At 56.8% G+C, this 22,547-nt stretch carries 20 protein-coding genes; 15 read left to right on the forward strand and 5 right to left on the reverse strand.

Annotation, left to right across the window (positions count from 1 at the left end):
- Positions 1-87: 87 nt before the first annotated feature.
- Positions 88-666 (reverse strand): NUDIX domain-containing protein, encoded by a 579-nt coding sequence (locus BLV81_RS14435; protein ID WP_092357449.1) that lies wholly within the window; start codon positions 664-666, stop codon positions 88-90.
- A gap of 113 nt (positions 667-779) precedes the next feature.
- On the opposite strand from BLV81_RS14435, the gene BLV81_RS14440 reads away from it, so the two are divergent.
- Entirely contained in the window at positions 780-1,535 is a 756-nt protein-coding gene (locus BLV81_RS14440; RefSeq protein WP_092357451.1) for a DeoR/GlpR family DNA-binding transcription regulator, read from the forward strand.
- 36 nt (positions 1,536-1,571) lie between these two features.
- On the opposite strand, the gene BLV81_RS14445 is transcribed toward BLV81_RS14440, so the two are convergent.
- Positions 1,572-2,660, reverse strand: a complete 1,089-nt coding sequence (locus BLV81_RS14445; RefSeq protein WP_092357453.1) for a two-component regulator propeller domain-containing protein — start codon at positions 2,658-2,660, stop codon at positions 1,572-1,574.
- 339 nt (positions 2,661-2,999) lie between these two features.
- Here BLV81_RS14445 and BLV81_RS14450 point away from each other — a divergent pair, with 339 nt between their 5' ends.
- Positions 3,000-3,725: a hypothetical protein gene (locus BLV81_RS14450; RefSeq protein ID WP_092357455.1), complete on the forward strand. Its 726-nt coding sequence runs from the start codon at positions 3,000-3,002 to the stop codon at positions 3,723-3,725.
- An 11-nt stretch (positions 3,726-3,736) separates the two neighbouring features.
- Here the strand turns inward: BLV81_RS14450 and soxR are convergent, their stop codons facing one another.
- Positions 3,737-4,222: a redox-sensitive transcriptional activator SoxR gene (gene soxR, locus BLV81_RS14455; RefSeq protein WP_092357457.1), complete on the reverse strand. Its 486-nt coding sequence runs from the start codon at positions 4,220-4,222 to the stop codon at positions 3,737-3,739.
- A gap of 358 nt (positions 4,223-4,580) precedes the next feature.
- On the opposite strand from soxR, the gene BLV81_RS14460 reads away from it, so the two are divergent.
- From BLV81_RS14460 to upp, 13 genes are all read left to right on the forward strand, one after another.
- The gene (locus BLV81_RS14460) at positions 4,581-5,246 is read left to right on the forward strand and encodes a VOC family protein (protein ID WP_092357459.1); all 666 of its coding nucleotides are present in this window, start codon (positions 4,581-4,583) and stop codon (positions 5,244-5,246) included.
- Between the two features lie 407 nt (positions 5,247-5,653).
- On the forward strand, positions 5,654-6,811 hold the full coding sequence (locus BLV81_RS14470; RefSeq protein WP_092357463.1) for an efflux RND transporter periplasmic adaptor subunit: 1,158 nt from the start codon (positions 5,654-5,656) through the stop codon (positions 6,809-6,811).
- Positions 6,804-9,899, forward strand: a complete 3,096-nt coding sequence (locus tag BLV81_RS14475; RefSeq protein WP_092357465.1) for an efflux RND transporter permease subunit — start codon at positions 6,804-6,806, stop codon at positions 9,897-9,899. Before BLV81_RS14470 ends, BLV81_RS14475 begins: the two co-directional genes overlap by 8 nt.
- A 35-nt stretch (positions 9,900-9,934) precedes the next feature.
- Complete coding sequence (locus tag BLV81_RS14480; RefSeq protein WP_092357467.1) at positions 9,935-11,398, forward strand: efflux transporter outer membrane subunit; 1,464 nt, start codon at positions 9,935-9,937, stop codon at positions 11,396-11,398.
- Positions 11,399-11,730: 332 nt separating this feature from the next.
- On the forward strand, positions 11,731-13,638 hold the full coding sequence (gene thrS / locus BLV81_RS14485) for a threonine--tRNA ligase (RefSeq protein WP_092357713.1): 1,908 nt from the start codon (positions 11,731-11,733) through the stop codon (positions 13,636-13,638).
- Between the two features lie 60 nt (positions 13,639-13,698).
- Complete coding sequence (infC, locus tag BLV81_RS14490) at positions 13,699-14,223, forward strand: translation initiation factor IF-3 (RefSeq protein WP_082814671.1); 525 nt, start codon at positions 13,699-13,701, stop codon at positions 14,221-14,223.
- 272 nt (positions 14,224-14,495) lie between these two features.
- Positions 14,496-14,693: a 50S ribosomal protein L35 gene (gene rpmI, locus BLV81_RS14495; RefSeq protein ID WP_061539612.1), complete on the forward strand. Its 198-nt coding sequence runs from the start codon at positions 14,496-14,498 to the stop codon at positions 14,691-14,693.
- A 20-nt stretch (positions 14,694-14,713) separates the two neighbouring features.
- Positions 14,714-15,073: a 50S ribosomal protein L20 gene (gene rplT / locus BLV81_RS14500; protein WP_014005489.1), complete on the forward strand. Its 360-nt coding sequence runs from the start codon at positions 14,714-14,716 to the stop codon at positions 15,071-15,073.
- A 191-nt stretch (positions 15,074-15,264) separates the two neighbouring features.
- Positions 15,265-16,281: a phenylalanine--tRNA ligase subunit alpha gene (gene pheS / locus BLV81_RS14505; protein WP_092357469.1), complete on the forward strand. Its 1,017-nt coding sequence runs from the start codon at positions 15,265-15,267 to the stop codon at positions 16,279-16,281.
- 126 nt (positions 16,282-16,407) lie between these two features.
- Positions 16,408-18,834: a phenylalanine--tRNA ligase subunit beta gene (pheT, locus tag BLV81_RS14510; protein ID WP_092357471.1), complete on the forward strand. Its 2,427-nt coding sequence runs from the start codon at positions 16,408-16,410 to the stop codon at positions 18,832-18,834.
- 114 nt (positions 18,835-18,948) lie between these two features.
- The gene (locus tag BLV81_RS14515) at positions 18,949-19,392 is read left to right on the forward strand and encodes an integration host factor subunit alpha (protein WP_092357473.1); all 444 of its coding nucleotides are present in this window, start codon (positions 18,949-18,951) and stop codon (positions 19,390-19,392) included.
- Positions 19,389-19,796, forward strand: a complete 408-nt coding sequence (locus BLV81_RS14520; protein WP_092357475.1) for a MerR family transcriptional regulator — start codon at positions 19,389-19,391, stop codon at positions 19,794-19,796. The genes BLV81_RS14515 and BLV81_RS14520 overlap by 4 nt, the downstream gene beginning before the upstream one ends.
- Before the next feature lie 194 nt (positions 19,797-19,990).
- Entirely contained in the window at positions 19,991-20,641 is a 651-nt protein-coding gene (gene upp / locus BLV81_RS14525; RefSeq protein WP_092357477.1) for a uracil phosphoribosyltransferase, read from the forward strand.
- A 105-nt stretch (positions 20,642-20,746) separates the two neighbouring features.
- Here the strand turns inward: upp and BLV81_RS14530 are convergent, their stop codons facing one another.
- Complete coding sequence (locus BLV81_RS14530) at positions 20,747-21,424, reverse strand: type 1 glutamine amidotransferase domain-containing protein (protein ID WP_092357479.1); 678 nt, start codon at positions 21,422-21,424, stop codon at positions 20,747-20,749.
- A 34-nt stretch (positions 21,425-21,458) separates the two neighbouring features.
- Complete coding sequence (locus BLV81_RS14535) at positions 21,459-22,502, reverse strand: NADP-dependent oxidoreductase (RefSeq protein ID WP_092357481.1); 1,044 nt, start codon at positions 22,500-22,502, stop codon at positions 21,459-21,461.
- Positions 22,503-22,547 lie beyond the last annotated feature (45 nt).

A 22,547-nucleotide genomic window follows, 5' to 3' on the forward strand; every position in this document is an offset into this window, starting at 1 on the left:
GTCTTAGCTTACACCTTGGCTTTGCAGTTGGGATATTTCAGGAATTTGATGTTGTTTTGCGAAAAAAGATCGCCTCGCGATTGCCAGCTACGGCAGCAAATGCAGTTGCGCGTATTGCAGCAGCATGATCGTCTTGCCGTCGGCGATTTCACCATTGGCTACCATCTGCAATGCCTGGTCCAGCGCCAGTTCCAGCACCTGGATGTCTTCGCCTTCAGCTTGCAGGCCGCCGCCATCGCTGACTCTTGAGCCGGGTTCGTATTCGGCTACAAAAAAATACAGCTTTTCAGTGACCGAGCCCGGGCTCATGAAGGCTTCAAATACTTTACGCACTTCTGTCACACGATAGCCGGTCTCTTCCTCCACCTCAGCCTTGATCCGCACCTCGGGGCTGGCCTGGTCGAGCAGTCCGGCTGCGGTTTCGATCAGAAAACCGTCATGGCCGTTACCGTAGGTAGGGAAGCGGAACTGGCGAATCAGGATCACGCTGCGACGCTCGCGGTTGTACAGCAGGATGGTGGCGCCGTTGCCGCGATCATAGGTTTCGCGCGTCAAGGTTTGCCAGTCGCCATCGGCGCGGCGGTAATCGAAGGTGGTTTTCTGCAGCAGATACCAATCGTTCGACAATACTTCAACGTTGCGTATCTTGACTCTGTCATCTTGCATGGGAATTCTCCTGTCGGTGCGCCATGAGCTTGCGTTTCGGGAATTTATCATGCAACATCGTTAAATATCAAGAAAAAACGTGCAAATAATATTTAAATAGAGTCTGAAAAACCATGCTGACACTGCAACGCAAACAACATCTCCTGGAAATCCTGGAGCGAGACGGGCAGATAGTCGCCAAGTCGCTTAGTGAACGGCTCGGCCTGTCGGAAGACACCATTCGGCGCGATCTGCGCCAACTAGCGAAGGAGGGTTTGCTGCAGCGCGTCCATGGCGGCGCCTTGCCGGCGTCGCCCGCGGCGGCTCCCTTCGTTGAGCGGCAACGGATTTCGAGCGAGGCCAAGCCAGCCATCGGCCGTGCCGCCGCTGCCATGATCCAGCCGGGACAGGTGGTGTTCATCGATGGCGGCACCACCGCCGTGCAGCTGGCGCGGCAGTTGCCGCAGACGCTGCGGGCGACCGTGGTGACGCACAGCCCGTCGATTGCGATCGAGCTGGTGGCGCATCCGCATATCGAAGTCGTCATGATCGGCGGCCGTTTGTTCAAGCATTCGATCGTCGGCGTCGGCGCGGCCGCGATCGAGGCCATCGGCCAGATCCGCGCCGACCTGTATTTCATGGGTGTGTGCAGTTTGCATCCCGAGGCCGGCATCAGTACCGGCGATTATGAGGAAGCCTGTGTCAAGCGCGCACTGTGCCATGCAGCTTTGAAGACGGTGGTGCTGGCCTCGCCGGAAAAGCTGGATACGGCATCGCCGTACCAGATTGTGCCGTTAACTCAAATCGGTGAAATCGTGGTGAACACCGGTGTGGCGGAAGCCTTGATTGCGCCATACCGTAAAATGGGAATAGCAGTCACCCTGGCGTAATTAGCGGCAACGCGTTTTAGCCAGATAGCGTGAAAATTAAAACGAGATTTTGAGAATCTGCGCGCCAAGACCGCGGGTACCAACATATAGATTCCCGTTGGCGTCAGCGGCTATCGACGTGATAAATCCAGATGTTATTCCTGTGTTAAATGTGGTGACACTACCTTTGGAATCTACGCGGACTATGTTTGAGAAGCCGTCAGTTGTATATATCTTGCCAGACGGGTCAACGGCAATCGGGATCCCTGGTTGCCCCAGCGTGGCTATACTGCTGACGGTGCCGTCAGCTGTGATTTTCCGGATGGTCGATTTTCCCTGATTGGTGGATGAGTCAGTAAAATACAGATTGCCGTTGGCATCGATTGCCAAATCCGTCGGATTATTCAGCGTTGCTGCGGTACCGATTCCGTCGCCACCGCCACTCGTACCGCTTCCTGCAAATACCGACATGACGCCAGTCGCAGTGAATTTCACGATACGATTGTTTGGCCCGTCTGCCAAGTATAAATTTCCGTTGCCGTCAACTGCGAGACCACCCCAGCCAATAGACGGATTGGTGGTGGAGGTTTCCCAGTTTAGGGCAATGCCCTTAATCGCTCCCGTCACCGGCAGCTGGTAAATCGATGCGCCCCATGTAGCAGGAGGGGACGAAACTAGTTGTGCGGAAGAGCCTGCTCCGTAAATGTTGCCGCTACTGTCAATGGCGAGTCCTTCCCAGTCTGCGGGTTGATAGCCTGGTACCAGTGTGGTTACAACGCCGGCCTGTGTCACCTTTCTTAGCGCGCCCCGGTCAGAAGCGATGATGTTGCCACTGCTGTCAAGGGCCAGGTGTCCGCCACCCCAGAAAATAGCCGATGCGCCTGAGCCATCGACAGGGGCAAGATTAGTCGTTGCCGAACCGGCGATCACGCTAACCGTTGCTGGCGTTGTGGCTAGCGCACCGTTTGTAGCTTGTCCCGTAGATACCAGATTGTTAGCCGGGCCGGTTGCATTGGCTGGCACGCTGACGGTCGCACCTACCTGGGTATAAACCGTATTGGACGTGCCGCTAATAGTGACGATACTGCCGTTGGGGGAACTAACTGTCGTGCCGGACGGCACCAGCACTGAACTGTTTTGCGTCATGGTCAACGTCGACCCATTTGGCACGACTGCCGGCGTGCTAGCTGCGGTTGTCGTTGAATTCCCGGTTGACGCGGTACTGCTTGAATTACCTCCACCACCGCACGCCGTCAATATGGTGATCAGTCCGAGCATCAGCGTCGGCCGAAAAGAAGGGCGCATAAATTTACCTTGATATTGTTGTTAATTATGTAGGGAGATCCAACTTGCGACGTGAAGTATAAGTTGGTATTTTTCTATTTGGAAACAAAGTTGTTTCCAAATGTTTCCATTTTGATCTCTTTGGTGACGCGAGGGATTGAAGCCGATATGATGTACTTTTCTCTATAATAATATTTCTTTATGAAAAACATCGTTCTAGGTTTGATCGGCGCGGCCCTTGCATTACCTGGTTTAGCGCAATCCGTTGATGCCCCGTCGGTCAAGGCGGGAGATAGCTGGACTTATCGAACTACGGTGGAGAAAGGGCCGTCAGGGTGGGGCCAGAGCCGTTCCGAGGTGACGGTTTCCCATGTGACTTCTTCCAGTATTTACTACTCGTCGAAACAAAGCGGTTCGACGCAGGCCGCAACCGAGGTGTTTTCCGGTGCAGACTGGAGCCGTAGCCGCGATGTCAACGGCAAAGAAACAGTGGTCAATAAGCCATTTTCATTTCCATTGACCGCCGGCAAAACCTGGGAAGTGCAATATACGGAACAGCATCCTAATAAGGTGCACCGGTTTGAACAGTGGAACAACAAGTTTACGGTTGTCGGCTTTGAAACGGTGGAAGTGCCGGCTGGAAAATTCAAGGCAATAAAAGTCGAATCAGAAGGTCGATGGAATGCGGAGCTGGAGCCTGGCCAGAGCGTGGTTCAAGGGGCGCAGATGGGGCAGGGCGGCACCACCATGGTCACACAGGTGCAAAAAACTACAGCAGTGCCGGCAACCGGCAGAACCTATAAAGCATTCTGGTATGTCCCGGAAGTTAAACGATGGGTGAAGTCGGTCGAAGAATATTATGGGAATGGCGGCGTCCGTACCGAACGTTATACGGGCGAGTTGGAATCGTTCAAATTGAGCGAGTGACTTAATCGGGCCTAGTTGCGCTCATCAGTATCGTCCCCGACGAGAACCCTGGTTGGATCGTCGCCCAATAGATAGCGCGGCCCTGTGCCGCGCCGGTGGGCGGCATCGTCAGGATTGTATAGCGCACATTTTTTAAGCGACAGGCAGCCGCAGCCGATGCACGATGTAAGTTGGTCGCGCAGCGCCGTCAGCGTATCTATGCGCTGTTGCAGCACGGGTTGCCAGGAGCGCGATAGTTGCTCCCAGTCTTGCCTGGTCGGCGTGCGTTTTTGCGGCAACGTCGACAGGGCTGTCTTGATCTCGTCAAGGCTGAGGCCCACCGTCTGTGCCACCCGGATGAAGGCAACCCGGCGCAATACATCGCGGGAAAATTGCCGTTGCCGTCCTGTTTCACGCTTGCTGCTTAACAGTCCCTGCTCTTCATAGTAACGCAATGCGCTTGCGGCTACGCCGGACCGTTTCGCCAGTTCGCCGATAGTGATCAATATCTCGCTCATCCGGATTCCTCGAAAAGTATGCCGCTTCAAGTTTACTTGAACTTTGAGGCGTCCGCTGCGTAGCCATGGACAACTTCTATCGACGTATTGGTGTTGAGTTGCGCCAACTATACGTGTGATTGCTTGTTAATCAAATAATGATGCAATTGATTACATTTGCAAGATCCATCAAGCAAGGTGCGCCCGCGCAAGTCGTCAATTCGTGGCGGAAGAAGTTGGGCGCGGCGGCCCTACCTGGGTAATATGGTCGGCGCCGGGAGTTCCCTGGTTGCTTCCGCATTGCTGGTTTTTGCGGGGTTTGTCTCGCTGTGGTAGCTTGTGGCGAAGTCTTCTGTACCGAATCTCGAAAAGCCATCTCATGCCGCGTACTGCCATCGACCACATAGTCATTACTGCGCCATCCTTGGCGGACGGCGTGGAATATGTGCGCCGCGCGCTCGGCGTCGCACTTGAAATCGGTGGCGAACATCCGCGCATGGGGACGCACAATTGCCTTTTGAGGCTCGGCAACGAAATTTTTCTTGAGGTGATCGCGGTGAATCCGGATGCCGCGCGCCCTGATCGGCCGCGCTGGTTCCAGCTTGACGAATTGGCTCCCGATTGCCTGCCGCGGCTAGCGACGTGGGTGGCGCGGACCAGCGACATTTATGCAGCGGTGGCGGCAGTAGCGGCATCGCCGGTTCCTGTGGGAGAAATTGAGCCTATGACGCGCGGCCAGTTGAATTGGCTGATCAGCATTCCTGCCGATGGCAGGCTACCTTTCCATGGCATCGTACCCGCGCTCATCGAATGGCAGACGGAAACGCATCCCGCCAGCAAACTGCAGGACTTGGGTTGTTCCTTGATACGCCTGGAAGCGTTTCATGCAGAAGCGGAGCAGATAAACCAGATGCTGGCGCGTCTGGGATTTGACGATGCATTTTCCGCAACGCCCATCGCCGCCGGTGAACAGCCTTGGCTGATCGCACATATTCAAACTCCTGCCGGCCCCCGCCAGTTGGGTGCGCCCGTGATTCACCGCTAAATAGCCCTTCCTCCATACACAGGTCATGCGCTATCTGATTGCTGTCGCAGCGACCTATGGCGCTGCGAGCGCTTGACACGATCTGTCGACAGAATCGCGTTGTCAGGATTTTGTCAGCTTTCCTTCAGGTTTCTGACAGAATCGGTCTGTAGCCTATACGAGTCCCAGTTTGGTGGGGCTAGCTATGTCCACCTTGCAGAGCCGCGGCGAACGGCATGCATCTTATGTCGCCGCACGCGAGCTCCTTGCGCCGCTCTTCAGCCGCGCTGACCAAAACCGATACCGCCTGCAATCTCTGGCAACTATCCCGGTTGAAAAAAATGGCGTCCGGCCCTCCAGATGGCGACATCGCTAGGGGCTTACGTGAAAAACAATCTCTTAACATGAGCACAAGCGCGAGCACGATCATGAACAATCCTCTTTTTCAACGCAAACCTCTGGCGATCCTTGCCGTCTGCATATTGATCGCCGGCGGACTTGCTTTCGCCGAGTCCGGCAGCAAGGCTTCCGCCAGCGCCGCCAATAGTGAACCGGCCGCGAATTTCACCAGGCAGGGCGAGCGCATCACAATCCCGCAGCATTCGCCCTTGCGGCAGCGCATTGCGGTACAAACCGTGACAGCGCTGGACGCCGCGCATGCGCTGGAGCTGCCGGCGCAGGTGGAGGCGGATCCTGCCCGCACCATTAACATCCTGCCGCCGGTTGCCGGCAAAGTGCTTGAGTTGAAGGTGGGCCTTGGCGATCGTGTTCGTAAGGGGCAGTTGCTGCTGGTGATGACTTCCGGCGATTTTGCCCAGGCTACCGCGGATATGCAAAAAGCCCGCGATGCGTTGCAATTGGCGAAGCGGGTACTGGAGCGGCAGCGCGGCGTGCAACAGGCTGGCGCCGGTGCGGCCAAAGACCTGGAGCAAGCTGAAAGTACTTATGTCCAGGTGCAGGCTGAATTCGCGCGCGCCGATACGCGTCTCAAATCGCTCAGCGCCGGTGGCGCAACTGCCGCCGACAGCGGCGGGCAACGCCTGAATCTGGTGGCGCCGGCTGCCGGCAGCATCACCGCCCTGGCCATCGGCGCCGGGCAAGCCGCCAACGATCCGAACGCCGTCTTGATGACGATTGCCAACCTGGACACGGTCTGGATTACCGCCAGCGTACCGGAAAACATGCTGGCGTCGATCAAGAAAGGGCAGCCAGCGAGCATCAGCTTGCCGGCTTACCCAGGCGAACAATTCCACGGCAACGTGGCGTTTGTCAGCGACGTGCTGCAAGCAGAGACGCGCAGGGCGCTGGTGCGTATCAGCGTGCCCAATACGGATGGGAAATTCAAGCCGAACATGTTTGCCAACGCGTCTTTTGCCGTGGCGCAGGCTTCGGCGCCGGTAATTCCGCCGTCGGCCTTATTGATGAATAACGAAAACACGACTGTATTCGTGGAAGTCGCTCCCTGGACATTTGTACGGCGCACGATAGAAACCGGCAACGAAGAAGATGGCAGCGTGCGGATCCGGAAAGGATTGCTGGTCGGCGACCGGATTGTGATCAAGGGCGGAGTGTTGCTCAATGATTAATAATATCGTTCGCTATTGCTTGCAAAAGCGCTATGCGGTAATCCTGGTGACCTTGATGGTGACACTGTTCGGCTATTACTCGTGGACCCGGATGGCGGTCGAAGCCTATCCTGAGTTATCCGATGTAACCGCACAAGTGACCACTCAGGCGCCAGGTCTGGCTGCCGAAGAAATCGAGCAGCAGATCACCATCCCGCTGGAACGGCAGTTGAGCGGCACGCCGGGGCTGGTGCACATGCGTTCGTCCAGTACTTTCGGCCTGTCGCTGATTACGCTGACATTCAAAGATGGCGCGGAAGATTACTGGGAGCGCCAGCGTGTCACCGAACGCATGGCGCAAGCGGCGCTGCCCGCCGGTATTACACCCAGCCTGGACTCGGTGACCAGTCCCGCCGGCGAAATATATCGCTATACGCTGGAATCCGACAGCAAGAATCTGATGGAGCTGTCCGAGATCCAGCGCTGGATCGTGATCCCGGAGTTGCAGCAAGTTCCCGGCATTGCTGAAGTCGGCAATTTTGGCGGCCTGACGATGGAGTATCAACTGGAGGTCGATCAGAAGCAGTTGCAGCGCTTTGGCGTTTCTCTGTCGGATGTGACGACCGCCATTACCAACAATAACGCCAACGCCGGCGGCAGCCGCATTACGCGCGGCGAACAAGGTTATGTCGTGCGCGGCATCGGCCTCATGCGTAGCCTGACCGACCTCGGCAACGTCGTGGTCAAGCAAGCCAATGGCGTGCCGGTGCTGGTGCGTGATCTGGGCAAGCTGCAATATAGCCACCAGGAACGGCAAGGCATTCTCGGTAAAGACAATAACCCCGACACCATCCAGGGCGTCGTCAAGCTGCTGAAGTATCAGAACGCATCGGAAGTCATCAAGGATGTGCATGCCAAGGTAGATCAGTTGCAAAAGCAGCTGGCGCCTATGGATGTCAAGATTGTGCCGTATATCGATCGCGATGATTTGATCCAGCTGACCATCCACAAGGTCGGCCATACCGTCATGGAGGGTATCGGCCTGGTCTGCATCGTCCTGATTCTGTTTCTCGGCAGCCCGCGCAGCGCGCTGGTGGCCGCAGTGACCATCCCGCTGGCGCTGGTGACGGTGTTCATCATGATGTACCTGACCAAGATGCCGGCCAACCTGTTTTCGTTGGGGGCGATTGATTTCGGCATCATTGTCGATGGTGCGATCGTGGTCACCGAAGCGATCTTGCGCAGGCGCGAAGCCAGGCCCGAGGTGGTGCTGACCGAGACCGACGTGCGCGATGCCACCACCGAGGTGATCCGGCCGATCTTCTTCGCCACCCTGATTATCATCGTTGCCTATCTGCCGCTGTTCGCTTTCGAGCGCGCCGAAGGAAAATTGCTGTCGCCGATGGCTTTCACCGTGGCTTATGCATTGATCGGCGCTTTATTGTGCAGCATCGTGCTGGTGCCCGGGCTGGCCTATATGGCATTGCACAAGCCGCGCCGGATTTTTCATAACCAGCCGCTGGAATGGCTCAGCGCCGGCTACCGCAAGACCCTGGGGCGCTTGTTGAATAATCCTGCGGTTTCATATGGGATCGGCGCGGCATCTTTGGCCGGCGTGATCGTGCTGGGCGCCGCTACCGGCCGTGAATTCATGCCGAATCTGGATGAAGGCACGCTCTGGCTGCAGGTGCAAATGCCGTCGGGTTTGTCGCTCGACAAGGGCAGCGAGATGGCCAGCGAATTGCGCCGCACATTGCTGGAATTTCCCGAGGTGTCCTATGCCGTGACTCAGCTCGGCCGCAGCGATGATGGCACCGATCCGTGGACGCCGTCGCATATGGAAGTTCCGGTCGGCCTGAAACCGTACAGTACCTGGCCCAACGGCGAAACCAAGGAACAGTTTGTACAGCGGCTGAACGCGCGTCTGTCGCAGCTGCCCGGTTTTTCAGTCGGCATCAGCCAGCCGATCAGCGATGGCGTCAACGATGCGGTGGGTGGCGCGCACAGTCCGCTGGTAATTCGCGTGTATGGCGAGGATTTCAAGGAACTGCGCCGCATCGGCAATCAGATCGTCGAGGTGCTGCATGGCGTGAAAGGCTCTGCTGACGTGGCGATATTCCAGGAGCCTCCGGTGCCGCAGGTGGCGATCGACATCGATCGCGCTGCCGCCGCCCGCCTGGGGATTAACGTGGCCGATATCGCCAATCTGATACAGACCGGTATCGGCGGCGCGCCGGTCACCCAGTTGTATCTGGCGGATAAGGTGCATAACGTTACGGTGCGCTTCCCCAAGAGCAGCCGCAATAGCTCGGAAGCGCTGGGCGATTTGTTGCTGACGACCGCTGGCGGTGCACGGATCCCCTTGTCGCAGGTGGCGCATATCCGCACCACCACCGGCGAGAGCACGATTGCCCATGAGAATACACATCGCCAGCTGACCGTACGCCTGGACTATGCCAATCGCGATTTGCTGTCGTATTACCAGGATGCCCAAGCCCAGGTGGCGCAGAAAGTGCATTTCGATAAAACCAAATACCGTCTCGAATGGGCCGGGCAATTCGAGAACCAGGAGCGGGCGCAATCGCGTTTGATACTGGTGTTCGGCCTGGTGTTGGGTTTGATGGCGGTTATTTTATATGCGGGTTTCGGCAAGCTGCGGCAAGCATTGCTGATCCTGGGGGTGGTGCCGCTGGCCGCACTAGGGGGCTTGATCGCGCTGCGGGTGACCAACGGCACGATCAACGTGGCTACCGGGGTCGGCTTCATCGCGTTGTTTGGCGTGGCGGTGCAGAACGGCATCATCATGGTATCCAATATCAATCGGGTCCGGCGGCAAGGCGTGGCATTGCTGGAGGCAGTGCTGGCAGGCGCCTTCGAACGTTTCCGGCCGGTGCTGATGACGGCAACCGTAGCCTCGGTAGGGATGTTGCCGGCGGCCCTGGCCACCGGTGTCGGCACCGATGTCCAGCGCGGGCTGGCAACGGTGGTGGTGGGCGGCCTGATTGTCGCCACCATGCTGACGCTGTTCATCCTGCCTGCCTTCTATTACTCGCTGGAGAGCTGGATTGAAAAACGGCGCGGTATAAGCAAGGAAAATGACGGCCGCTAGGCGGACGATCGAACGAATCTTGAGCAGGTGAAAACATGAACGCAATAGATTGTAAACTCAGGGCTTCGGCGCTGGCGGCGCTACTGGCGCTGACAGGTTGTGCGGCCGGACCGGATTTTAAACAGCCGGACGCACCTCAGGTGCATGGATATACCAAACAGCCCTTGCAAGCAAAAACTTCTTCCGCAGCGACGCTGGGCGGCGATGCGCAGCAGTTTGTCGATGGCATGGATATTCCTGCCCAGTGGTGGACCCTGTTCAATTCACCGGCATTGAATGCTGTAATCGAAGAGGCGCTCAAGGCCAGCCCCGATTTGCAGTCAGCGCAAGCGGCGCTGCGTGCGGCGCAGGAACAAGTGTCGGTGCAGCAGGGGGCGTTTTTCCCTAGCGTCAGCGCCAGCCTGACGCCGACCCGGCAGAAGCAGCCGCAGTCTGCCGGGCAGGGCGCTTCGCCATTCAATCTGCATACGGCGCAGGTCAGCGTGTCTTACACGCTGGATGCGTTTGGCGGTAATCGGCGCCAGGTAGAGGGGTTGCAAGCACAGGCCGAACAACAGAAGTTTCTGCAGGAAGCGGCTTACCTGACGCTGACCTCGAATGTGGTGGCTGCGGCAGTACAGGAAGCCGGGCTGCGGGCGCAGATCAGCGCGACTCAGGAGGTGCTTAAAGTCCAGGCCGAATTACTCGCATTGTTGCAGCGTCAGTATGCATTAGGCGACGTCGCGCAAGCCGATGTCCTGACGCAACAGGCAGCACTGGCGCAGACCCGGGCCAGCTTGCCGCCCTTGCAGAAATCGCTGGCGCAACAACGGGATCGTCTGACCGCTTTGGCCGGGCGTTTCCCAAGCCAGGGGCTGGAGCAGAAGTTCGATCTTGCCAGTCTCAGTCTGCCGCAGCAATTGCCGGTCAGCCTGCCGTCCAGCCTGGTGCGGCAACGGCCGGACGTGCGTGCGGCTGAAGCGCAGTTGCACGCTGCCAGCGCCGCTGTCGGCGTTGCTACTGCGAACATGCTGCCGCAGATTACCTTGAGCGCAAATATCGGCACTGCAGCGGCGCAGATGGGGAATTTATTTACTGCGGGTAGCGGTTTGTGGGGTCTGGTTGGCGGTCTGACGCAACCCCTGTTTGCCGGCGGCGCACTGCTGCATAAGAAGCGCGCTTCGGAAGCCTTGCTGGAGCAGGCTGCGGCGCAGTATAAAAGTACGGTGATCCTTGCCTTTCAAAACGTTGCCGACAGTTTGCGCGCCTTGCAATACGATGCCGATGCGCTGCAGGCGCAAGCCGTCGCCGAACGCGCTGCCGCACACAGTCTTGAGATCTCGCGAAAATCGGTGCAGCTGGGTGCGTCCAGTCCGCAAACCTTATTGACGGCGCAACAAAGCTATCAGCAAGCGGTGATCAATCTGGCGCAAGCGCAGGCGGCGCGGTTTGCCGATACGGCGGCCTTGTTTCAAGCGTTGGGAGGAGGGTGGTGGAATCGCGGGAACGATGGAGCTTAGGCGGCACGCAATAGAATATATTGCGCGCTTGCCATGCCGCGCCCGTTTTCTGGTATGATCGGTAGCATTCTGTTGTCGCCGCTGTTATCACCCTATGCGGCAGATTAACTAAAACGAATTCAACATCTGTAAGAGCGAGAAAGGCATCCCGGTTATGACACCGCGAACTACCACCACAATCTGTGAGCGACGCTAGTCGAGGCCTTTTTCTACTTGCATGATGAAAAAAGCGCGGCTGGTCCGCGTTTTTTTTCGTCCGCATTTTTGTAAGGCATACGTTAATTCAATTCAATCCGGCGTCGTCCCGAGTGACCGCCGATATGGGGCTCAAAATGATAGCAGTCAAACTTCCCGATGGTTCACAGCGTCAATTCGATGCGCCGCTGACTGTGGCGCAGGTCGCCGCCAGTATCGGCGCCGGTCTGGCCAAGGCGGCTTTGGCCGGCAAGGTCGACGGCAAGCTGGTGGATACTTCTTTCCTGATCGAACGCGATGTCGAGCTGGCGATCGTTACCGACAAGGATGCCGACGGCCTGGAAGTGATACGCCATTCGACAGCGCATTTGCTGGCGTATGCGGTCAAGGAACTGTTTCCAGATGCGCAGGTGACGATCGGGCCGGTGATCGAAAACGGCTTTTACTACGATTTTGCCTACAAGCGTCCGTTTACCCCGGAAGACTTGCTGGAAATTGAAAAGAAGATGGCTGAGCTGGCGAAGCAGGATGAGCCGGTTACCCGCAAGGTAGTGGCGCGTGACGAAGCGATCGCTTATTTCGAATCGATCGGCGAAGCCTACAAGGCGGAACTGATCGGCTCGATCCCGCAGGATCAGGAAGTTTCGCTGTACACCGAAGGCAAGTTCACCGACTTGTGCCGTGGCCCGCACGTGCCGTCGACTGGCAAGCTGAAAGTCTTCAAGCTGATGAAGCTGGCCGGCGCCTACTGGCGCGGCGACGCAAAAAATGAAATGTTGCAGCGTGTGTATGGCACCGCCTGGGCCAAGAAAGATGAGCAAGATGCTTACCTGCATATGCTGGAAGAGGCGGAAAAGCGCGACCATCGCAAGCTGGGGCGTGCGCTGGACCTGTTCCATTTTCAGGATGAGGCGCCCGGTCTGATTTTCTGGCACCCGAAGGGGTGGACTATCTGGCAACAGGTTGAGCAATTCATGCGTCGCGTCTATCAGGACAATGGCTATCAGGAGGTCAAGGCGCCGCAAATCCTGGACCGTTCCTTGTGGGAGAAAACCGGTCATTGGGACAACTACCGCGACAACATGTTTACAACAGAGTCGGAAAACCGCAGCTATGCGTTGAAACCGATGAACTGCCCCGGCCATATCCAGATTTTCAATTCCGGCTTGCATAGCTATCGCGACCTGCCTCTGCGTTTTGGCGAATTCGGTCAATGCCATCGCAACGAGCCGTCCGGCGCTTTGCACGGCATGATGCGGGTGCGCGGCTTTACCCAGGATGACGGCCATATTTTCTGTACCGAAGAGCAGGTGCAGGAAGAAGTGGCGGCCTTCGATAAGGTGGTGCGTCAGGTGTACACCGATTTCGGCTTTACCGAAGTAGCGGTGAAGCTGGCTTTGCGTCCTGACAAGCGGGTCGGCGAAGATGAAGTCTGGGACAAGGCGGAAAGCGCTCTGCGTGAAGCGATCCGGGCTTCCGGCACAGAATGGGAAGAATTGCCGGGCGAGGGCGCCTTCTACGGTCCTAAAATCGAGTATCACTTGAAGGATTCGATTGGCCGTTCCTGGCAGTGCGGTACCATGCAGGTCGATTTTTCGATGCCGGGTCGCCTCGGTTCGGAATATGTCACTGAAGACAATGGCCGTAAAGTGCCGGTCATGTTGCATCGTGCTATCGTTGGGTCGCTGGAGCGTTTTATCGGGATCCTGATCGAAAACCACGCCGGTGCGATGCCTCTGTGGCTTGCTCCTGTGCAAGTTGTTGTTTTGAATATCTCTGACGCACAGTCGGAATATGTTAAAAATGTTGCACAAACGCTGAAAAAACAAGGGTTTAGAGTAGAGGCCGATTTGCGTAATGAGAAGATTACCTATAAAATACGGCAGCATTCTTTGCAGAAGCCGCCTTATATACTGGTTGTCGGTGATAAAGAGCGGGATGCAAACACAGTGGCCGTGCGAGCGCGGGGCAATGTCGATCTGGGTGTGATGCCTATCGACGTACTGGTGGAGCGCCTCCGGAACGAGGTCGAAACCAAAGCCTGAACGGGGCAACCCGACGCGCCGGAGCACGGCTTAATTATTTGATTTTTAAAGGAAACTGCAATAGCTACGGACAAGTCACATCGCATCAACGGCGAAATTACTGCGCCAGAATTGCGCTTATCCGGTGTCGAGAACGAAGCACTCGGTATCGTCAGTCTGGCTGAGGCCTTCCGCCTGGCGGAAGAGGCAAACGTCGATCTGGTGGAAATCGCGCCGACGGCACAGCCGCCAGTAGCCCGTTTGATGGACTACGGCAAGTTCAAGTACCAGGAGCAGAAGAAGGCGCACGAAGCCAAGTTGAAGCAGAAGGTCATTCTGGTGAAGGAAGTTAAATTCCGCCCGGGTACCGATGATGGGGATTACAACATCAAGCTGCGCAATTTGACCCGGTTCCTGGATGAGGACGGCGATAAGGTCAAAATCACCCTGCGTTTCCGCGGTCGTGAAATGGCTCACCAGGATATCGGTGTGCGCATGCTGGAACGTCTGAAGCAAGACCTGGAGCCGTACGGACAGGTCGAGCAGTGGCCGAAGATGGAAGGGCGCCAGATGATCATGATCATCGGTCCTAAAAAGAAAAAATAACAACTTGGGGGCAGAGTTTAAGAGTCGCCGAAGCGCGACGAATTACCCTTTTCTGGGCGACTCTGTCCTCAACTGATTAAATTTTGTGGTGGCATGCTGGTTTACTCGGGCAAGCCACCCAAAAGCAGCAGACCAGACTCTGCTGCGAAATCCAGTTGTGGTTATCGTTCAGCTGGGTTTAAACAAGTGAGAGCAGGCATCCAAGCGTAACGATATGTTGCCACCTGCAATCATGTTAAAAAAGGAGCTGTCCCTAGAGGACAGATAGTGTCATGCCAAAAATGAAGACGAAAAGCAGCGCCAAAAAGCGCTTTCGTGTGCGTCCGGGTGGAACAGTCAAGCGCGGTCAAGCGTTCAAACGCCACATCCTGACCAAGAAAACCACCAAAAACAAACGTCAATTGCGCGGTTCCGTTGGGGTCAATGACCACAACATGGTATCCGTTTCGCGCATGTTGCCGAACGCTTAACCTCATACTAAGGAGTTATTATGCCTAGAGTAAAACGTGGGGTTACAGCTCGTGCCCGTCATAAAAAAATCTTGGTGCAAGCCAAGGGTTACCGCGGTCGCCGCAGTAAAGTCTATCGTGTAGCCAAGCAAGCGGTTATGCGCGCTGGTCAATACGCATACCGTGACCGTCGTAACAAGAAGCGCGTATTCCGTGCATTGTGGATCGCCCGTATCAACGCCGCTTCGCGTGAGCATGGCGTTACATACAGCGTATTCATGAACGGTCTGAAGCGTGCTTCGATCGAACTGGACCGTAAGGTTCTGGCTGATATGGCAGTGATGGACAAGCCAGCGTTTGCTGCGATTGTCAATCAGGTCAAGGCCAACATCGCTGCGTAAGTTATTTACGTAGTTTTGCCGTCACTGTGTAAAGGCAGCGTGGCAATCCCGAGCGGGGCAGAGGTCAACACCTTATGCCCCGTTTGTGTTTTTAACATTCTGTTTTAGTTGGTTGAGGACAGAGTAATTCGCCACGCTGCGGTGGCTCATAAACTCTGTCCCGCAATACTAAAAACTAGCAGGAAAACTGCATGAACTCCCTAGAACAACTAGTAACGCAAGCCCAAGCTGATTTCATTGCCGCTGTCGACGCCGCCGCGCTGGAAAATGCGAAGGCCAAGTATCTCGGCAAGACCGGTCAGATCACCGAGCAGATGAAGGGCTTGGGCAAACTGGCTGCGGACGAACGCAAAGTCCAGGGCGCGGTCATCAACCAGGCCAAAGAGCAGATCGAAGCCGCGCTGACTGCGCGCCGCGATGCATTGGCCGATGCGCAGATGCAAGAGCGTCTGAATGCGGAAGCGATCGACGTCACCTTGCCGGGCCGCGGCCGTGGCGTTGGCGGCATCCATCCGGTGATGCGCTCGTGGCAGCGTATCGAAGAAATTTTCCGTTCGATCGGTTTCGATGTGGCTGACGGCCCCGAAATCGAAACCGACTGGACCAACTTTACCGCATTGAACAGCCCGGAAAATCATCCGGCGCGCTCGATGCAGGATACCTTCTATATCGATGGCAAGGACAGCGACGGCAAGCAATTGCTGCTGCGCACACATACCAGCCCGATGCAGGTGCGTTATGCGCGCATGAACAAACCGCCGATCAAGGTTATCGCGCCGGGTCGTACTTACCGCGTTGACAGCGACGCCACCCATTCGCCGATGTTCCATCAGGTCGAAGGTTTGTGGATCGCCGAAGACATCAGCTTCGCCGACCTCAAGGGCGTGTACCTGAATTTCGTCAAGGCCTTCTTTGAAACCGACGACTTGCAAGTGCGTTTCCGTCCGTCTTATTTCCCGTTCACCGAACCTTCGGCCGAGATCGACATCGCCTTCGGCAGCGGTCCGCTGAAAGGGCGCTGGCTGGAAGTCTCCGGCGCCGGCCAGGTGCATCCTAACGTGGTGCGCAACATGGGCCTGGACCCGGAACAGTTCATCGGCTTCGCATTCGGCTCCGGTATCGAGCGCCTGACGATGCTGCGTTATGGCATCAACGATCTGCGCCTGTTCTACGAAGGCGATCTGCGGTTCCTGAAACAATTTAATTAGGCTTGCGAACCAAGCTGATTTTTGAAGCGAGCTCCACGCCGAAAACGCTGAGATTGATTTGACATCGTGCCCCGATAATCCAGCGTTCCCTGCTTCTGTGACTAAAGGTTTTTGAAGGTTTTACCTATGCAATTCTCTGAAAGCTGGCTGCGTTCCATGGTCGATCCGAAGATGACTTCGGACCAATTGTCCCATCTGCTGACCATGTCCGGTCTCGAAGTGGAAGAGGTCGAGCCGGTTGCGCCGCCCTTTACCCATATCGTGGTTGGCCTGGTGGTCGAGACCGCCAAACATCCGAATGCCGATCGCCTGAACGTCTGCCTGGTCGACGTCGGCACCGGCACCATGCTCAATATCGTGTGCGGTGCGCCGAATGTGCGGCCCGGCCTCAAGGTTCCTTGCGCCATGGTTGGCGCCATCCTGCCGCCCGGCGCGGATGGTAAACCGTTCGAGATCAAGCTTGGCCAGTTGCGCGGCGTCGAGTCGCAAGGCATGCTGTGTTCAGCGCGTGAATTGAAATTGTCGGAAGACCAGAGCGGCTTGCTTGAGTTGCCTGACGACGCGCCGGTCGGTCAGAATTTCCGTGATTATTACGAACTGAACGACCTCAAGTTCACCATCAAGCTGACGCCGAACAAGGCCGATTGCCTGTCGGTGCTGGGCGTGGCGCGTGAGGTGTCGGCGCTGACCGGCACCCCGCTGAAGCAGCCGGTGTTCAAGGCTGTGGCTGCGAACATCGCCGAAACCTTGCCGGTCAAGATTTCGGCGCCGGATTTGTGCGGCCGTTTCTCCGGCCGCGTGATCCGCGGCTTGAACGCCAAGGCGGCAACGCCGCATTGGATGAAGCAGCGCCTGGAGCGCAGCGGTCAGCGTTCGATCTCGGCCCTGGTCGACATTTCCAACTATGTGATGCTGGAGCTGGGCCGTCCGACGCACGTGTTCGACCTGGACAAGATCCACGGCGGCCTCGATGTCCGTTGGGGCAAGCCAGGCGAATCGCTCAAACTGTTGAACGGCAATACCGTCAGCGTCGACGAGTGGATCGGCGTGATCGCCGACGACCGCCAAATCGAATCGCTGGCCGGCATCATGGGCGGCGACGCTACCGCGGTCTCGCTGGAAACGCAGAATATCTATCTGGAAGCCGCATTCTGGTGGCCGCAAGCGATACAGGGCCGCGCCCGTCGTTTCAATTTCTCGACCGACGCCGGTCATCGCTTCGAGCGCGGCGTCGATTTTGCGACCACGGTTGAACACATCGAACGCATCACCGCCTTGCTGGTTGAAATTTGCGGTACACCGCAGACGCAAGTCGGCCCGGTCGACGATCAGAGCGTCAACTTGCCAAAGCGTGATCCGGTCAAGGTCCGTACCGCGCGTGCGGTGCGGGTCATCGGCGTGCCTTTGTCGGATAGCCAGATCGCCGATATCTTCACCCGCCTGGGCCTGGCCTTCACGCAAGAGAGCGGCGTATTTTCCGTGACGCCGCCATCGTATCGTTTCGATATCGAGATCGAGGAAGACCTGATCGAAGAAATCGCCCGCGTCTACGGTTTTGAAAATATCCCGGCCTTGCCGCCGGTGGCGCCCAACGCCATGTATATCGCGCCGGAAAACCAGCGTTCGCTGTTTGCGATTCGCCGTCAGCTGGCCGACCTGGATTATCAGGAAGTGATCAATTTCAGCTTCGTGGAAGAAGCATGGGAAGCCGATTTTGCAGGCAACCTGGCGCCGATCAAGGTGCTCAACCCGATCGCCAGCCAGATGGGCGTGATGCGTTCAACGCTGGTGGGAAGCCTGATTGCCAACGTCAAATACAATCTCAACCGCAAGCTGAACCGGGTCCGGATTTTTGAAACTGGGGCTGTCTACATGCGTAACCAGGAAGTCCAGAACGGCCCGCTGCAAGTGGCCGGGTTCGAACAGCCCAAGCGTGTAGCCGGCCTGGCTTACGGCCCGCAAGCTGACGAACAATGGGGCCAGGCCAGCCGTACTGTCGATTTCTTCGATGTGAAAGCGGATCTGGAAGCCTTGTTTGCACCTGCCGCTTTGCGTTTTGCCAAAATCGAGCACCCGGCGCTGCATCCCGGCCGTTCGGCGCAAGTACTGCTGGGTGAGCAGGTGGTCGGTTTCATCGGCGAGCTGCATCCGCGTCTGCAACAGAAATACGAGCTGCCTTTGGCGCCGGTTGTGTTCGAAGTCGACGGCTTGGCGTTGCAGCAACGGCAAGTACCTGCATATGTCGAAATTTCGAAATTCCCGGCCGTGGTGCGCGATCTCGCCGTGGTAGTCAAACAAGCGGTTTATGCGCAGGATTTATTGGATGTTTTTGCTGCCGAGCAGCAACATAATCCTGCCTGCCGAATTCTGCAAGCCATTGTTTTATTTGATGAATATCATGGCAAAGGGCTGGAAAATGACGAAAAAAGTCTTGCTTTCCGTTTTACCTTGCAAGATACTGAAAATACCCTTCAAGAAGACACCGTAGAAGCCGCCATGTCGGCTTTGATCGCGGCTGTCGGTAAGGTGCCGACAGCAAAACTGCGCACTTGATCTGTCATTGAATGGCTTTAGCGATGATAAAACCTGCAGCAAAATGCCGGTGCACGCGATATACCCGCAGCACCGGCGGCCGCAATCTCAAAAAGACAGGGGCGTAACAACAGAATGAACGACATGCAGACAGTAGAATTTCAATCCGTTCTGGACGCCGACCTGAATCGGGCGATGCGTGAAGCGCAAGCCCGTTCGCAGGCAGAAAAGAATTTGCCGACATTAACCAAGGCGGAACTGGCTGAACTTTTGTTTGAACAGGTTGGCCTCAACAAGCGTGAAGCCAAAGACATGGTTGAAACGTTTTTCGATGAAATCCGCGACGCGCTGGAACGCGGCGAGTCGGTGAAATTGTCGGGTTTCGGCAATTTCCAATTGCGCGACAAGCCGCAACGTCCGGGCCGCAATCCAAAAACCGGGGAAGAAATTCCTATCACTGCGCGTCGCGTGGTGACTTTTCACGCCAGTCAAAAACTCAAGGGCATGGTTGAAGCCGCAAGCCTGCAACCAATCCAGCCTATCCAACAGTTTGCCGCCGTTCTCCAAACTAATTCATGAACGATAAAGTGAGTAAGTCCGAGCTTGTCGTATTGCCGCCGATCCCGGCCAAGCGCTATTTCACCATTGGCGAGGTGAGCGACCTGTGCGGTGTCAAGCCGCATGTGCTGCGTTACTGGGAACAGGAGTTTACCCAGCTTAAACCGGTTAAACGGCGTGGCAATCGCCGCTATTACCAGCACCACGAGGTGTTGTTGATCCGCCGTATCCGTGAACTGCTGTACGAACACGGCTTCACCATCAGCGGCGCCCGTAACAAGCTCGATGGCCGCCTCGGCAGCAGCACGGAAGCCGAGCTTGCCGCCGAGCCCAAGCAAGACGAAATCAATCTTGTCGAAGTGCGTCGCGAACTGGAACAGATACTGGATTTGCTGATGCCCAAGGTAGCGCAAGCAGTTGAATGAATGCTGAAGAAACGAGGGAGAGAAATCTCCCTTTTTTGTATTTGGAATATTGGACGTTATAAATATCTTTCTTTGCAATTTCACCGTTTTATCTGATCGGTTGAGGACAGAGTCGCCCAGAAAAGGGTAATTCGCCACGCTACGGTGGCTCTTAAACCCTACCCGGGCAGCTCTGTCCCGCAAAAATTACACTTATGCTCAGCGACCCGCGTTTCCCCAATCTTTTCATTCTTAACCATCCTCTGATCCAGCATAAGCTGACGCACATGCGGAGCAAGGAAACTTCCACCCGCACATTTCGTCAGCTGCTGCGTGAAATCACGCTGTTGATGGGGTATGAAATCACGCGTGACCTGCCGCTGACCACGCAGCTGATCGAGACGCCGATGCAAAGCATGGAAGCGCCGGTGATTGCGGGCCGCAAGCTGGCGGTGGTGCCGGTGTTGCGGGCAGGGATTGGCATGAGCGATGGTTTGCTGGATCTGGTGCCTTCGGCGCGGGTCGGTCATATTGGCGTGTATCGCGATCCTGCGACGCATCAGCCGGTTGAATATCTGGTGCGTTTGCCGGATTTGGCGGAGCGTATCTTTATCGTGTGCGATCCGATGGTGGCGACTGGCAATTCGGCGGTACATGCGGTCGATGTGCTGAAGAAGCGCGGCGTCAGCGACGAGCAAATCATCTTCCTGGCGCTGGTGGCTGCACCCGAAGGCGTGCAGGTATTCCAGAATGCGCATCCAGGAGTCAAGTTGTATGTGGCGAGCCTGGATTCGCATCTGGACGAACACGCGTACATCGTTCCTGGTTTGGGCGATGCCGGCGATCGTATTTTCGGCACCAAATAAGCCGCAGTTAAATGGGGGCATAGTTCTTTTCGCGTCCTTTGCGAAAATTACTCTGACCCCACACACGGACCACGGAGTGCATCCCGTGGCAGTCGGGAATATAAATCACCCTAATAATTTCAACACCTGCTCCGCCACAGCAACCGAAGACGCCGGATTCTGCCCGGTAATCAAATTACCATCGGTAACCGCATAACTCTGCCAATCGGCCAACTTGCTGTAATTCCCGCCCAGCCGTTTCAACTCCGCTTCCACCAAAAACGGCACAATATCCGTCAATTGCACAGCCGCTTCCTCGCTGTCTGAAAAGCCGGTAACCTTCTTACCCTTCACCAGCGGGCTGCCGTCTGCAACGCGCGCATGCCGCAGTACGCCAGGTGCGTGGCATACCGCCGATACCGGCTTACCCGCGGCATACATGGTTTCGATCAATGCAATCGAATCCTTGTCTTCCGCCAAATCCCACAATGGCCCGTGGCCGCCCGGATAGAACACGGCGTCATAAGATGCAGCTTGCACGCTCGACAGTTTAATGGTCGATGCCAATGCCGCCTGTGCCGCCGCATCTTTGCGAAACCGTTCAGTGGCCTCGGTTTGCGCATCGGCTTCGTCGCTTTTCGGATCGAGCGGCGGTTGTCCGCCTTGCGGCGATGCCAGCGTGATGGCGGCGCCGGCATCCAGGAAGGCGTAGTAAGGCGCCGCAAATTCTTCCAGCCAGAAACCGGTCTTCTTGCCAGTGTCGCCCAACTGGTCGTGGGAGGTAAGCACCATTAATATTTTCATCTGAATTCCTTTCGAGTGTGTGTTGCCTGATGTTTCATTCGTCGCCGGCGCGTATCACCAGCTTGCCGAAGTTCTTGCCTTCCAGCAGGCCGATAAAGGCTTGCGGCGCATTCTCCAGACCGTCGACGATATCTTCCCGGTATTTGATTTTCCCGGCGGCGGCCCAGCCGCTCATCTCCTGGAAGAACTCCAGGTAACGATGGTTGTAGTCGAAGATGATGAAACCTTGCATCTTGATACGGCGTACCAGCAGTCTGCCCATCAGTCCTGGCAGATTGTCCGGTCCTTGCGGCTTGTCGGTGGCGTTATAGTTGGCGATCAGGCCGCATACCGGTACCCGCGCGCGCTCATTCAGCAGGGGCAGCACGGCGCTGAAGACGGCGCCGCCGACGTTTTCAAAATACACATCGATGCCTTTATCGCAGGCGGCGGCAAGCTGTTGCGGGAAATCGGCGGTGCGATGGTCTACGCAGGCGTCAAAACCCAGTTCTTCCACCGCATACTTGCACTTGTCGGCGCCGCCGGCGATGCCGACTACGCGGCAACCCTTGATCTTGGCGATCTGCCCGACCACCGAACCCACGGCGCCGGTAGCGGCTGCCACCACCACGGTTTCGCCGGCTTGCGGCTGGCCGATGTCGAGCAAGCCCATGTAGGCGGTGAAACCGGGCATGCCAAGCAGGCCCAAGGCGTAGGATGGCTTGCCGAGCTTGGCGTCAAGTTTGGTCAGGCCCTTGCCGTCCGACAGCTCGTAGTCCTGCCAGCCGCTGTAACCGAGGACCAGGTCCCCGGCTTTGTAGTCGGCATGTCCGGACGCTGCGACCCGCGACACGGTGCCGCCGACCATCACTTCGCCGACCGCGACCGGCGGCGCATAAGAAGGAGCGTCGCTCATGCGGCCGCGCATGTAGGGATCGAGCGACAGGTAGACGGTGCGCAGCAATACCTGGCCGGCGCCAGGCGTGGGCACCGGGCTTTCATCGATCTTGAAATTATTGGCAGTCGGCGCGCCGTGCGGGCGCGCGGCCAGCAGGATGCGGCGATTGATTGTCGTGCTCTGGGTTGTATTTTGCGACATGTTGGCTACTCCTTCGGTGGAATAAGTGCCGGCGATGTTCTGCCG

This window comes from Collimonas sp. OK242 (genome assembly GCF_900107095.1).
GTDB lineage: Bacteria > Pseudomonadota > Gammaproteobacteria > Burkholderiales > Burkholderiaceae_D > Collimonas.